This is a genomic window from Nonomuraea sp. NPDC050536 (assembly GCF_044457685.1).
GTDB lineage: Bacteria > Actinomycetota > Actinomycetes > Streptosporangiales > Streptosporangiaceae > Nonomuraea.
Genome location: NZ_JBITHD010000015.1, coordinates 171,871 through 185,176 on the forward strand (window position 1 = coordinate 171,871; position 13,306 = coordinate 185,176).

The following is a 13,306-nucleotide window of genomic DNA, read 5'->3' on the forward strand; positions in this document are numbered from 1 at the left end:
TTCGTTGCTGGTGCGCCAAAGATGACTCAGAACAGCGAGTGACGCAATGAGGGCCCTATGCTCACGGGGAGTTGCCTTCTCCCTCGTGGGTTGTAAGAAACAGTCCGCGGGGGGACGATCCTTAACCGTAAGCTTCAACTGCACGTTTTCAAGCGGTCATTGATGGGTCATAGTCGTATGTAGACGCAGAGCGCCCACATAACTACGCTGCGTCAGCGGTTGCAGTTCGGTCGGGACATTGTGTGTGAGAGGGGCCGGGATGTCCGGCAGGCAGCACAGGGAAACGGAGATCGCGCGGCGGATTCGGGCCAAGGGCCTGGCCGTGGGACGTACGAATGCCCAGATTGCCGAAGAGATCCATGAGACGTGCGGGCCTCAGTTCGGGACGACGAAGGTCAAGTCGCACCGCCTGTCGTACGGGATCGCGCTGGCCGACGTCATCGAACAGGTGCGGGCGCTGTTCGAGCAGGACAAGAAGGCGCCCCCGGGCATAGGTGAGACACTGCTGTCCGCCTACGAGAGCGGACTCAAGCGTCCGGGACCCGAATACCTGCACTACCTGTGTGCCGTCTACCGGGTGGAGCCCACCACGCTCGGCTTCGACGGTCCCTGCATCTGCGGCGGCCATGGCCATCAGCGCCCCATCCTCACCGCCACCCACTGGGACATGGCGGGCGCGGGGGCGCCGCGCGAGCTGATCCTGCAGCCGCACACGGGCGAGGCCCCCAGCGAGGGGATCAGCGAGGACGAGAACATCCTGCGCAGGACGCTGCTGACCCTGCTGTCGACCGAGCCGAGCAAGGCCAAGCTCGACGGTCCGGTGCTCGGCGCCATCGAGGGCATCAGGCGACGGATGGACGAGACGCTGGTGTGCGCCTCCGTCTCGCCCGCCATGCTCGACCAGTGGGAAGAGGCCACGCTCAGCTTCGGCCGCCAGTACACCACCACCGCCCCCCTCAGGCTCCTGTGCGACGTGCTGCTCGAGCTGAGCTCCGTCCGCGCCGCCATGAACCGGCGCCAACCCATCGACCTGCAAGAACGCCTGTGCCGCATGGCCGCTCAGCTGTCCGGGCTGAGCGGCATGATCATGATCAACCTCGGTGACCACCGGCTGGCCCGCTCCTTCTTCCGCACCGGGCGCACCGCCGCCGACGAGACCGGCGACCGCGCGCTGCGCGCCTGGGTCACCGCCCGCGAGGCGCTCGTGCCGCTCTACTATGGCGACGCCCGCGAGGCGCTGAACCTGGCCAAGAAGAGCCGCGACCTGGCCGGCCAGACGCCGTGTGCCGCGCAGGCGATGGCCCCGGTCGTCGAGGCCCGTGCGCTGGCCATGCTGACGGGCACCGAAAGCAGCAAGGAAGTGGTCGACCAGGCCAAGCGCGCGCTGGCGCGGGCCAGGAACGCCTTCTCCCACATCAGGGGCACCGAGCGCGAGGACATCGCCTTCGGCTACACCGAGCGGCAGCTGTACTTCTACCAGGGCGACGTGCTCACCAAGCTGGGCCAGACGCTCGAGGCCGAGGTCGTGCTGGACCAGGCCCTTGACAAGTACCAGGACCACATCCTCGACCAGACGCTGATCAGGTTCGACCAGGCCCAGTGCCGGCTTATCGAGGGTGACGTGGAGGAGGCGATCAAGATCGCCATCAACGCGTTGAACCTGCTGGGCTCCGACTTCCGTACCGACTTCATCATGCGTCCGGCCGTCGCGCTGGAGCGGGCCATCGCGGAGCGCGAGCCGAACCATCACCTGCTGCCCGTCTACCGGGAGCAGCTTCGCCCGACGATCTCCCTCGCGGAAGGGACAGGCAGTGCATGAAGCTGAAGATCCGACGCTACCGCTGGTCTGATCTCGACACCATCCTCGCCCTGCACCGCGTCTGCCTGGCACAGGTTGGCCTGGTCCCCGGCGACGGCGTCTACTACGACGACGACTTCCCCCGCGTCCAGGAGATCTACCTGGCCTGCGGCGGGGAGTTCCTGGTGGGCGAGGTGGACAGGCGCGTGGTCGCCATGGGCGGGCTCAAGCCGATCGGCGCGGAGACCGCCGAGATCTGCCGCCTGCGCGTCCACCCCGAACAACAGCGGCGCGGATACGGCGCGGCCATGCTGGACGCCCTGGAGGCTCGCGCGGTCGAGCTCGGCTTCCACAGCGTCCGCGGAGACACCACGCTCAACCAGGGTGCGGCCCTGGCCCTCTACGAGCGCCGCGGCTGGCGCGAGCTGTCACGCACCCGCGTAGGCGACCTCACGGTCATCTATGGCGAGAAGCGCCTCCTCCCAGCCCTCGCTCAGGACCTCAGATAGAGATCTCTCCCCTCGTACGCGCTCGCCCCAAGGGGCCGCCTCGTCGTGCCCGGGCGTGGTCTTTTCCACCGTCCGCACCGCCGCGCGGTCGCCGATTCCAGGGCGACACGGGCGTCCGGGACACCGCGCCGGCGCCGGCACGGATCCGTGACGACGCGACCCACGCCGCTCTCCGGGCACGACCGTTTTCCTGGGATGGTGACGCGCTGTAGCGTCCGTGCGATCACGCTTCGTGTGCTAATTCGGCCTCTGGGGGAAGGCGCCCGGATGGGCAGGAACCGCCAAGCAATGGCGGGGGATATGTAGGGAATGGCCGATTCGGCGTTGCCCGCGGATAGGGATGTACGAACCTACGAGTGAGGCTCTTCACTCTGAGTGGTAGAGGAACATCACCGTGAGCTGGCTGTACACCAACGACTGCTGATTGTAGTGAGATGCTTCCGCCATGGCAGTCGTGCCCGCTCCCCGACCCCTCCTGGGAGCCGTGCTTCTGTTGTTCGTCAGCGCCGCATGGGGGTCGGCGTTCCCGCTGATGAAGAATCTCATCCTCCGCATGCCGGTGGAGGACCTGCTCGCCGAGCGATATCTGATCGCGGCGGTGACGCTTTTTCTCATCCGGCCGCAGAGCCTACGGGGGCTCAGCCGCGAGACCTGGATCAATGGGATCGTCCTGGGAATCATGTTCGGCGTCGGGCAGAGCGCGCAGGCGGTGGCGCTGGACGACCTGCCGTCGGCCGTGTCCGGCTTCGCCGTCGGCTGCAGTGTGGTGATCACGCCGATCCTGGCACTGGTCCTGTTCCGGGTGCGGGTGCCAGGGCGGGTCTGGCTCGGCGTCGGGCTCGCGCTGCTGGGGATGACCGTCTTCACGCTGCTGAGGGGCGTCAACGGACACGACTTCTCGCTGCTGGCGCTGGCGGCCACGCTGATGGCCGCGGGGCTGTACTCCGGGCACACGTTATTGCTGGCGCACCTGACCAGGGCCGGCAAGCGCTTCGACGCCTACGCGCTCACCGTGATCCAGCTGGGCACCATCGGGGTGCTGACCGGGGGAGTGGCGGTGCACGACGGGATCGTCCTGCCCGGCCAGGTGTCGGACTGGGCGATTTTGGCGCACCTGTCGGTGATCTCCTGCGCGCTGGGCTTCCTGGCCAGGTCGTACGGGCAGAAGCACGTCCCCGCCGTGCCCAGCGCGGTGCTCATGTCGTCGCAGCCGCTGTGGGTCACGGCGATCGCGGTGATCTGGTTCAACGAGCCGATCGGCTGGCCAATGGCCATCGGGGGCGGGCTGATGGCCGGCGCCATGCTGCTGGCCGTGCCGATGGGGGCTCCGCCACGGCGACCGCGGCCGCTGCCGCCGGCCGTACAGGTGTCGCGCAAGGCCTCCCGGGTCCTGGCCGACCTGCGGATCAAGCGCGACGATCCGCTCAAGTTCGACGCGACGCCGCTGCCGCCCATCAGCCGGAACACCTGCGACGACACCGAGTCCTGCCCGTGGAGCAACCTCGCGCCCAAGGGCAACAGGGAGCCCAGCCTGGACCAGCTCATCGAGCGGGCCAAGTCCATCGTCAGGGCCAAGAACCAGCCGGGCCCCGGCTGCTGTCAGTCCGTGACGCTGGTGGGGCGCTGCCTCTGCTCACTGATGCAGGAATCGGATCAACAGCCGACGTCGGGCTGGTTTCGGGCACGGTAGGTACCTCGTCGCCGGGTAAATACCAGCAGCTTGGTATCCGTTAATCACGCACTTATTCAAGGCGAATCTTGATAATCGCTGGAGTGTCCGAATAATGGTTACTTATCCTCCAATGGAAGGTGCACCATGAAGCGGATCGTCGTCCGAAAGCCCGGCCCTGCCAAGCTCACCGGGACCTCCAGCGTCATACACAAGGGGTGACCGAGGGGCGGGCCCACGTCAGGGTTAAGGGTGCTCCACCTGGCCGTTGGGAGAACATCCCGCTGCTGATGCCCGTGATCGACGGGCACCGCCGGCGACACGGGCCCTACACCGTGGGGTCCGAACTGGTGGAACACCTGCTCCCGGCCGCCTTGGAACGTTCCCGTGACCTCGTGGCGGCTCATGACATCGAGATCCGGGCGGCGGCACCCGGCGTTCGCGACCGGGTGCCGGCCAGGCACCTGGGCATCGAGCCCGGCCTGCCGGAGAACGAACGGATCCTGGTGCCCGCTCCCCGTCGCACGCTCAGGCTGGCCAACGGCCTGGCCGAGTTCGTCCGTACGGCGGCCCGGCCCGGCACGGTGCTGGCCGTGTGCAACGTGGCCGAGGCCGACCCCACCGACGTCGAGCTGCTCGACGTCCTGATGCGCCGGATCCCGCCCGAGACCCTGCGCATACTCCTCTACAGCGACGGCCCGCCCGCGGCCCCCGATGACAGGGACGCGGGCGAGCTGTGGGCGGCCGTCGACCACTGCGTGCGGGAGGGGTTCCTGCACGCCGTGGTGGAGCTGGGCGAGCGCGGCTTGGCGCTGGCCGAGCCCGGCGGCGACCTGTGGTGGCGTTTCGCGCAGCGCACCGCCACGGCGCTGGGCGCGCTCGGCCGTACGTGGGAGGCGCGGGCGCTGTGGGAGCGGGTGCGCAGGACCAGCCAGCAGCCCGCGATGCACGCCGCCGGCGCGTACGGCACGGCCATGCTGGACGCCCGCCACCCGGATCCCGCCCAGCGCGACCTGGGCCGAGCCAGAGGCTGGATCAACCAGGCGATCGCCATCTCCACGCTGCTGCCCGATCCCCTGGAACGTGCCTTCAAGCTGGGCTTCGACCGCAACGGCCTGGCCCTCATCGAGCTGCGGCAGGGCCGTCCCGCGGCCGCGCTCGCGCTGGTGGAGTCGGCGCTGGCGCTGGCACGCGAGCTGGGCGGACACCACCCGGTGCACCGGATGGTGCTGCTGGCCAACCGGGCCCAGCTGCGGGGCGCGCTCGGATACGTGAAGGAGGCGCTGGAGGACTACGCGGCGGCCATCGCGATCGACCCCGCATTCCCCGACTACTACTTGGACCGGGGCAACCTCCGCTTCAAGCTGGGCCTGCACGAGGAGGCGCTGGCCGACTACGAGCAGGCGATACGGGTCAGCCCGCCGCTGCCCGAGGCCTACTACAACCGGGCCGAGCTGCGGATCGCCCGCGACGAGGTCGACGAGGCGCTTGCGGACCTGGGCTACGTGATCGAGCTGGATCCTGCCTACCTGGACGCCTACATCAACAGGGCCGGGCTGCTGGCCGGGCTCGACCGCGACGAGGAGGCCCGCACGGACGTGGAGGCCGGGCTGGCGCTCGCGCCCGGCAACCCGCACCTGCTGGCGGTGCTCGGCCAGCTGGAGACGTCCGCCGGGCGCTTCGACGCCGCCGGCGCCGCCTTCGACCAGGCCATCGAGACGGCCCCCGGGCTGGCCGCGGCCTGGGCCAACCGCGGCATCCTGCGCTACACGGCCGGCGACGCCAAGGGCGCGGTCGCCGACCTGACCCGGGCCATTGAGCTCGAACCCCAACACGACCTCTACACCAACCGCGCCATCGCCCTGCGCGCCCTGGGGCGTGTTTCCGAGGCGCTCGCTGACGAACGCGCCGCTCTCCACTGAAGTACGGCAAGCCGTCCCACCCGCCGCCCGCCGCACTCGGCTGAGGGCCCGCGGGCGGCGCTTCCGGCGAGTCGGTGATGGTCGCCCGCCGTCACGGCGCCTGGATCCCGGTGGGGTGGTGTGGCCTGCCGTACGGGTCAAGCAGGAAATATCTGGACGTGGTCGTTGGGGACGCGGACGTAGACCTCGTCCCCGGGAGAGAAGCCGCTCGCCGCGCGTGAAGGGACGTCGGCGAAGATGACGGCCTGATCCGCCTGGGCGTAGACGCGAGTCGTGGCGCCGAGGAAGACCGTGACGTCGACTGTGGCGCGAGCGCCGGGGCCCTCGGCGGACAGCTCCACGTCCTCGGGGCGGAACATGCACAGCACCCGATCCGAGGGTGCCGCCACGTCGAACGCGCCGCCCGCGGTGACCCGGCCGCCGGCCGCCGACAGCTCCAGCGTGTTGCGGTTGCCGACGAAGCCGGCCGCGAAGCGGGTCGACGGCGCGGTGTAGATCTCCGCCGGCGGAGCGCACTGCTCGATGTCGCCGGAGTTCATCACCGCCACCCTGTCGGAGATCGCCAGCGCCTCAGCCTGGTCGTGGGTGACGAAGACGGTGGTGATCCCGATCTGGTGCTGGATGCGCCGCACCTCGTCGCGCAGGCGGTGCCGTACCTGGGCGTCCAGGGCCGACAGCGGCTCGTCGAGCAGCAGCACCTCGGGCCGCGGCGACAGCGCGCGGGCCAGCGCGACGCGCTGCTGCTGCCCGCCGGACAGCTGGTTGGGCAGCCGGTCGCCGAGGTGCTCGAGCCCGACCAGCTCCAGCATCTCCTGCACCCGGGCCTTGATGTCCGGGGCCTTCCTGACCGTCAGCGGGAAGCCGATGTTGCCGCGCACGGTGAGGTTCGGGAACAGCGCGTAGGACTGGAAGACCATCCCGATGGGCCGCTTGCGGGCCGGCACGCCGGTCATGTCCGCCCCGCCGATCGTCAGCCGCCCGCTGCATCGCCGGTCAGCCCGGCGATGCAGCGGAGCAGCGTCGTCTTGCCGCAGCCCGACGGGCCGAGCAGGGCCAGCATCTCGCCCTGCTCGACGCTGACGCACACCCCGTTGAGCGCGTTGTGTCCCGCGTAGCGCTTGGTGACGTGCTCGAGTACGACATGGCTCATGACGAGGCGTCCTTCGTGATGGCGGCCATGGACGCGCTCACCCGGCCGCGGCCGAGCCAGACGACCAGGGCGGACAGCGCGAACAGCAGGCCGAAGGTGAAGATGGTGACGACGGCGAGCGCGTTGGGGTCGCCGAGGGTGCGCGAGACGAACTGCCGCGCCGACCACAGAGGCAGCGTCTCGTAGCTGACCCCGACCAGGATCTTGGCCAGCGCGAACTCGTTCATGGCGGTCGCGATGACCAGCAGCGACCCGGACACGACGCCGTTGCGGATGACCGGGAAGATCACCCTGACCAGGGCCTGCGCGGGGTTCGCGCCGCAGGTCGCCGCGGCCTCGCTGAGCTGTACGGCTCCCGCCGCCAGCAGCGAACTCTCCACCGCGCGGTACATGAACGGGAAGGCGATCGCCGCGGTCGAGGCGGCAAGCAGCCAGAACGTGCCGAACAGCGCGGGCGCCACCGACTTGGTGACCAGCTGGATGCCGGCCCCGACGACCACCCACGGAACCGCGAACGGGATGACCGCGATCGTCTGCACCACCGAGCCGATGCGCGGGTTGTGCACCACCGACCAGTACGCCGCGGGCACCACGAGCAGCACGTCGATGGCCACCACCACCGCCGACAGCACCAGCGAGCGGCCGAGCGCGGCCATCACGTCGGGCTTGGTGAAGACGCTCACCCAGTGGGAGAGCGTGTAGCCGTCAGGCAGCGCGGTGTCGGTCCACCGGGTCGCCACCGAGTAGAGCAGGGCGGCCAGCAGCGGCAGCCCGAAGTAGACGGCCAGCAGGGCGAGGAAGACGCGACGGGTCACAGCCACCTCGCAGCGCGCTTGAGCGAGAGTCGGTAGAGCACGGTCGCCAGGATGGCCATCAGCATGAGCAGCACCGACAGCACCGCGGCCCGGCCCAGCCCGAACACCGAGGTCTCCAGCGTGGTGCCGATCTGCAGCGTGATCAGCTTCATCGCGCTCGGCGACGAGGCGACCGCGTAGGCCACGGCGTAGACGCCGATCGTCCAGGTGAACACCAGCAGCCACCCGGCCACGACGAACGGCGACAGGACCGGGATGCCGACGTAGCGCCAGAACTGCCACCGGGTGGCGTGGCAGACCTCGGCCGCCTCCTGCCAGTCATCCTTGAGCACGCTCAGCGCCGGCAGCGTGAGCAGCACGAACATCGGGATGTTGAAGTAGAGGTAGACCAGGTTCATCCCGCCGAACGAGCCGGTCGGGGGGAACGGGTTGCCGTCGATCCCGAACAGCGCCCTGAGTATCAGGGTCAGCATGCCGGTCGAGCCGATCAGCGCCACGAACCCGAAGGCCAGCCCGATCCCGGCGAAGTTCGAGGCCACGTTCATCAGTGACAGCCAGAAGGCCCGCCCGCCCAGCCGCATCCGGGTGATCAGCCATGCCGCCGGCGCGCCGATCGCGGTGGCCAGCGTCGCCTGCACGAACCCGAGCGCCAGCGAGGAGCCGATGGCCTGCCGGTCGACGGGATTCCGCACGACCTTGACGATGTGGTCGAACCCGTAGCCGCCGCCAGGCAGCGCGAACGTGTCGTGAAGCAGCCGCAGCGCCGGGAGCACCAGCATGACGAGCGTGAAGAGCAGCAGCGGCAAAGCGGGGCCCCAGGCCACGAGGAACTCCCGGGTGGAGAATCTTCTCCCCGGAGTGGAGGTTGTTACGCCTGAGGTTGATGATTCCTGTTCTGTGGACGCCGTGCACGGCGGGGAGATCACTCCCCCCGCCGTCACGGGTTCCGGTGCTTGGGACGTCACGCGAGGACCTTCGCCTCCCAGTCGGCCACGATCTGCTCCGGGTTGACCTTCGTGATCTCGATCTCCTTGACAGGGCCGTAGGCCGAGTCGGGCAGCCAGTTGGCCTTGGCGTCGGCCGGCAGTTGCAGGTCGCCGTTGAGCGCCCTGATGGGCCGGGCGCCGAACTTGGCGAACAGATCCTGCGCCTGGTCCGACAGGACGAAGTCGAGGAAGCCCTTCAGGAAGTCGCCCTTCTTGGTGTTGTACTTGTTGATCATCAACCCGGACGGCGACCAGATCGAGCCGTCGCTGGGGATGATCACGTCGACGTTGACGTTCTTCTGCTTCAGCGCGGCCTTCTGCGCGATGCCGTTGAAGTCGTAGTTGATCTGGATCGGGGCCTCGCCCTTCTCCAGCGTCTCCTCGCTCATCTTGACGTCGCTGATGTTGCCGGTGTCCTTGAGCTTCTTGAAGTAGTCGAAGGCGGGGGCCAGGTTCTCCACCGAGCCGCCGTTGGCCACCGCCGCGGCCACGACCATCGCCTGGCCGGTGCCGGATGAGGTGGGGTTCTTGATGGCGATCTGGCCCTTGTATTCGGGCTTGAGCAGGTCCTGCCAGCTCTTGGGCGGGTTCTGCACCTTGTCGGTGTTGACCACGAAGGCGGGCGCGCCCACGAAGGTGGCGACCCAGCCCTTGCCCCGCTGCCAGTCCTTGAGCTTGCTCGCCGAGGGCGGCTGGTAGTCGGGCACCACGCCCTTGGCCTCGGCGACCGGGCCCCACATCAGGCCGATGTCGCTGGCGGTGCCGATGGGGTTGTCCTTCTCCGCGTCGAACTTGACGATCTCCTCGGAGGAGGACATGTCGGTGTCCTTGTGCGCGCAGGTGCCGCTGTACTTCGCGCAGAACGCCTTGACGACCTCGCCGTAGTTGGCCCAGTCGGGAGCCAGCCCGTAGGTCGGCAGGTCCTTGCCCTGCTCCGCGATCTTGGCGGTGTCCGGTGCCTTCGACCAGTCGTAGTCTCCGGTGCCCGACCCGCCACACGCGGTAAGCACGAGAACAGACGACGCGGCGGCTACTCCTAGGCGGAGTTTTGTCATCTTTTATGCCTTTCTGGGAGTTTCGTCACCGAACGATCGCGTACGTCGGATGTGCTAAACCGACGCGCAGGTGAATTCGGGGTGAACTCCGCGAACCGCCCGTGAGCAGGTCGCTTCCCGGCATGTCTAGTGCAGAGGTTCGGCCGGGCCAACGTGTGATTTGTCTATTGGCGCCATAGGGAGAGGCGTATAGCGGCTGTCTATCGTGGGCATCGGCTTAATCCCTCTTGTCCGATAACTGCCGGTCAGTGAGGCTTTGCCGTACTAGAACATGACCGGAAAGGACCCCGATGGCGACGATCCCGAGTCGCTACCTGCTCAACCACATCGGTGGCGAATGGCGCGCCCCCGAGAGCGGGCAGACCCGGCCGAACATCAACCCCGGCGACCTCTCCGACCACATCGGGGACTTCGCCGAGTCCGGCGGCGCGGACGTCGAGCTGGCCGTCGAGGCCGCCGATGCGGCGATGCCCGCGTGGAAGGCGCTCGGGCCGATCAAGCGGGCCGAGTACCTGCGGGCGGCCGAGCGGCTCATCGAGGAGCGCGCCGAGGACTTCGCCCAGGCGATCACCCGCGAGCAGGGCAAGCTGCTCAAGGAGGCGCGCGGCGAGGTCAAGCGGGCGCTGGCGATCCTCGACTTCACCGCGGGCGAGGGCAGGCGGCTGAAGGGTGAGACGCTGCCGGCCGAGGAGCCGCGCACGTTCTCCTACACCTTCCGCTCGCCGATCGGCGTCGTCGGGCTGATCACGCCGTGGAACTTCCCGCTGGCCATCCCGATGTGGAAGGTGGCGCCGGCGCTGCTGGCCGGGTGCGGGGCGGTGCTCAAGCCGTCGCCGTTCACGCCGCTGACCTCGGCGCTGCTGGTGGAGGCGTTCGTGGACGCGGGCGTTCCCGCCGGGGTGCTCAACCTCGTGCAGGGCGACATCGCCGCCGGCGAGGCGCTGGTCGGGCACCCGCGGGTGGCCGGGATCAGCTTCACCGGCTCGCTGCCCGTGGGCCTGGCCATCCACACCGCCGGGGCGCCTCGGCTGCTGCGCACCCAGCTGGAGCTGGGCGGCAAGAACGCGGTGCTGGTGCTGGCCGACGCCGACCTGGACAAGGCGGCCAAGGCCGCCGCCTTCGGCGCCTTCGGGCAGTCCGGGCAGCGCTGCAGCGCCACGTCCCGGGTGGTGGTGGACAAATCCGTCAAGGAGGCATTCCTGGAGAAGCTGGCCGCCGAGGTCTCGGTGCTCGAGGTCGGCTACGGGTTCGACTCGGACGCCACGATCGGGCCGGTGATCAACGAGGGGCGCATGCGGGCCTGCCTGGACGCGATCAAGTCCGCCCAGGAGATCGGGGCCAAGGTCGTCGTCGGCGGCGGGCGCGCGCCGGGTAACGGCTTCTACGTCGAGCCGACCGTGCTGCGCGACGTGCCGTGGGACAGCGAGATCGCCCAGGAGGAGATCTTCGGCCCGGTGCTGTCGGTGGTCGACTGCGACGGCTTCGACGACGCGATGCGCATCTCCAACTCCGTCAGGTACGGCATGAGCGGCACCATCTTCACCCAGGACCCGGCGACGATCTTCGAGGCGCTCGACCGGTTCGAGGCAGGGATGCTGCACGTCAACCGCCCCGGCGTCGGCGCCTACGCGCACCTGCCGCACATGGGCGCCAAGTTGTCGCAGTTCGGCCCGCCCGAGTGCTCGCCGCAGGTCTGGGACTTCTACACCGAGTGGCGGTCGGCGTGCATAAGTTACTGACCGCCGCCGAGGCCGTCTCCCAGCACGTACGGCAGGGCAGTGTCGTCGGCATGGGTGGCCAGAACATCAACCGGTGCCCGATGGCGCTCGTGCACGAGGTGATCCGGCAGGGGATCGGCGGGCTCACCGTGGTGGGCTGCAACCTGTCGCTCCCGCTGGACATGCTGGTGGCGACCGGGCTCGTGGTCAGGACCGAGCAGGGCACCGGCAACCTGGAGCGCTACGGCACGCTGTTCGCCTGGCGGCGGGCGGTCGAGCGTGGCCAGGTGAGCGTGGGCGACCACTCGCATCTGGCCATGGCCAGCCGGTTCGCCGCGGGAGCGCTCGGCCTGCCGTACCTGCCGACCAGGAGCCTGCTGGGCACGGACCTGCTCGACGGGCTGGTGTCGGAGGGGGTCGCGGTGGAGTCGGTGGATCCGTTCTCCGGCAAGCCGCTGGTGCTGCTGAAGGCGATGACGCCGGACGTGGCGCTGATCCACGCCAACCGGGCGGACGTGGCCGGAAATGTCATCATCGATGGGGTGACCTCCCATGAGGTGGACATGGTCAGGGCGGCCAGGGTCACGATCGTGACCGCCGAGGAGGTGCTGCCGGCCGGGGCGTTCGCCGACAGGCCCGAGCAGGTGACGATCCCCGAGGCGTACGTGACCGCGGTGGTCGAGCAGCCCTACGGGGCGTTCCCGACCTCCGTCTACCGGGCCTACGACTTCGCCGAGTCGGAGATCAAGGAGTACCAGGCGCTCGGGCGGGCCGGGGACGGCGAGGTGCGGGAGTGGATCTCGGGCAATCTCGGCTCGTCCTTCGACGACCACCTCAAGCTCCGCGACCCTGACGGCGTGCTTCGCGGCGGACTGGTGGAGCAGATGAGGAGGCTCGTATGAGCGGCGCTCTTCCGCGGGAGATCCTCGTGGTCGAGGGGGCCAGGCAGATCCGTGACGGCGACCTGGTGATCGTCGGGACCGGGCTGCCGCTGCTGGCCGCCACGCTGGCGCAGAAGACGCACGCGCCGGACGCCAAGCTCGTCATCGAGTCGGGGGTGATCTTCCCCAAGGTTGTGCCGACGCCGGTGTCGGTGGTGGACCCCCGGCTCATGCACGGGGCGTCCAGGCACGGGTCGCTGTTCGAGGCCCTGGGCGGGCTCGTGCAGCGGGGCCTGGTGCGCACCGGGTTCCTGGGCGGGGCGCAGGTGGACGAGTTCGCCAACATCAACTCCACCTGGGTATCCGGCAAGCGGCTGCCCGGCAGTGGCGGGGCCAACGACATCGCCAGCCACTGCTCGCAGGTTGTCATCCTGACAAATCACGAAAAGAGACGCTTTCCCGCTAGATGTGACTACATCACCAGCCCGGGCTTTCTGGGCGGGCCGGGGGAGCGGGCCAAGGCAGGGCTCGGGCCGCTGCGCGTCAAGGTCGTCACCGATCTGTGCGTGATGGAGGCCGACGACTCCGCCCTGGTCGTGACCGCCCTGATGCCCGGGGTCACGGCGGAAGCCGTACTGGAGAACACAGGCTTTACCCCGAAATTTCGGGACTCGTTGGACATTGTCGTGCCGCCGGACCCCGAGGAGCTGCGGCTCCTGCGCGAGGAGATCGACCCGGCGTGCGTGTACTTCCCTGAACGGAGAGGGAGTCGAACCGGACACCCGGAGACCCCCGAACGATGA

Annotated in this window: 11 protein-coding genes and 1 pseudogene; 7 read left to right on the forward strand and 5 right to left on the reverse strand. The window is 69.0% G+C overall.

Translation table 11 applies throughout. The annotated features are described in order from the left end of the window. Positions 1-259: 259 nt before the first annotated feature. The 4 genes from ACIBHX_RS35355 (at position 260) to ACIBHX_RS35370 (ending at position 5,898) form a co-directional block, all read left to right on the forward strand. Positions 260-1,819, forward strand: coding sequence for an XRE family transcriptional regulator (locus tag ACIBHX_RS35355; protein ID WP_397071771.1), 1,560 nt, complete (start codon positions 260-262; stop codon positions 1,817-1,819). Further along, a complete protein-coding gene (locus ACIBHX_RS35360; RefSeq protein WP_397071772.1) occupies positions 1,816-2,307 on the forward strand; it encodes a GNAT family N-acetyltransferase in 492 nt (163 codons plus the stop codon). Before ACIBHX_RS35355 ends, ACIBHX_RS35360 begins: the two co-directional genes overlap by 4 nt. Before the next feature lie 484 nt (positions 2,308-2,791). Next, the gene (locus ACIBHX_RS35365) at positions 2,792-3,997 is read left to right on the forward strand and encodes a DMT family transporter (RefSeq protein ID WP_397071773.1); all 1,206 of its coding nucleotides are present in this window, start codon (positions 2,792-2,794) and stop codon (positions 3,995-3,997) included. A 269-nt stretch (positions 3,998-4,266) separates the two neighbouring features. Beyond that, positions 4,267-5,898, forward strand: coding sequence for a tetratricopeptide repeat protein (locus ACIBHX_RS35370; RefSeq protein WP_397071774.1), 1,632 nt, complete (start codon positions 4,267-4,269; stop codon positions 5,896-5,898). A 137-nt stretch (positions 5,899-6,035) separates the two neighbouring features. Here the strand turns inward: ACIBHX_RS35370 and ACIBHX_RS35375 are convergent, their stop codons facing one another. The 5 genes and pseudogenes from ACIBHX_RS35375 to ACIBHX_RS35395 all read right to left on the reverse strand — a co-directional run bounded on the left by ACIBHX_RS35375 (position 6,036) and on the right by ACIBHX_RS35395 (position 9,859). Further along, the gene (locus tag ACIBHX_RS35375; protein WP_397071872.1) at positions 6,036-6,437 is read right to left on the reverse strand and encodes a TOBE domain-containing protein; all 402 of its coding nucleotides are present in this window, start codon (positions 6,435-6,437) and stop codon (positions 6,036-6,038) included. Positions 6,438-6,632: 195 nt separating this feature from the next. Beyond that, positions 6,633-7,048: pseudogene (locus ACIBHX_RS35380) on the reverse strand (ABC transporter ATP-binding protein); the annotation flags it as partial. After that, positions 7,045-7,863, reverse strand: a complete 819-nt coding sequence (locus ACIBHX_RS35385; protein ID WP_397071775.1) for an ABC transporter permease — start codon at positions 7,861-7,863, stop codon at positions 7,045-7,047. The gene ACIBHX_RS35385 and the pseudogene ACIBHX_RS35380, both read right to left, overlap by 4 nt. Then, the gene (locus tag ACIBHX_RS35390; protein ID WP_397071776.1) at positions 7,860-8,687 is read right to left on the reverse strand and encodes an ABC transporter permease; all 828 of its coding nucleotides are present in this window, start codon (positions 8,685-8,687) and stop codon (positions 7,860-7,862) included. Before ACIBHX_RS35390 ends, ACIBHX_RS35385 begins: the two co-directional genes overlap by 4 nt. Positions 8,688-8,824: 137 nt before the next feature. Further along, positions 8,825-9,859 carry an extracellular solute-binding protein gene (locus ACIBHX_RS35395; protein ID WP_397071777.1) on the reverse strand — a complete coding sequence of 345 codons (1,035 nt, stop codon included), beginning with the start codon at positions 9,857-9,859 and terminating at the stop codon, positions 8,825-8,827. 335 nt (positions 9,860-10,194) lie between these two features. Between ACIBHX_RS35395 and ACIBHX_RS35400 the strand changes: the two genes are divergently transcribed. Genes ACIBHX_RS35400 through ACIBHX_RS35410 form a run of 3 tightly spaced genes read left to right on the forward strand, consistent with a single transcriptional unit; the run spans position 10,195 to position 13,306 of the window. Then, positions 10,195-11,643, forward strand: a complete 1,449-nt coding sequence (locus ACIBHX_RS35400; protein ID WP_397071778.1) for an aldehyde dehydrogenase family protein — start codon at positions 10,195-10,197, stop codon at positions 11,641-11,643. After that, positions 11,628-12,524 (forward strand): CoA transferase subunit A, encoded by an 897-nt coding sequence (locus tag ACIBHX_RS35405; RefSeq protein WP_397071779.1) that lies wholly within the window; start codon positions 11,628-11,630, stop codon positions 12,522-12,524. Before ACIBHX_RS35400 ends, ACIBHX_RS35405 begins: the two co-directional genes overlap by 16 nt. After that, positions 12,521-13,306, forward strand: a complete 786-nt coding sequence (locus ACIBHX_RS35410; RefSeq protein WP_397071780.1) for a CoA-transferase subunit beta — start codon at positions 12,521-12,523, stop codon at positions 13,304-13,306. The genes ACIBHX_RS35405 and ACIBHX_RS35410 overlap by 4 nt, the downstream gene beginning before the upstream one ends.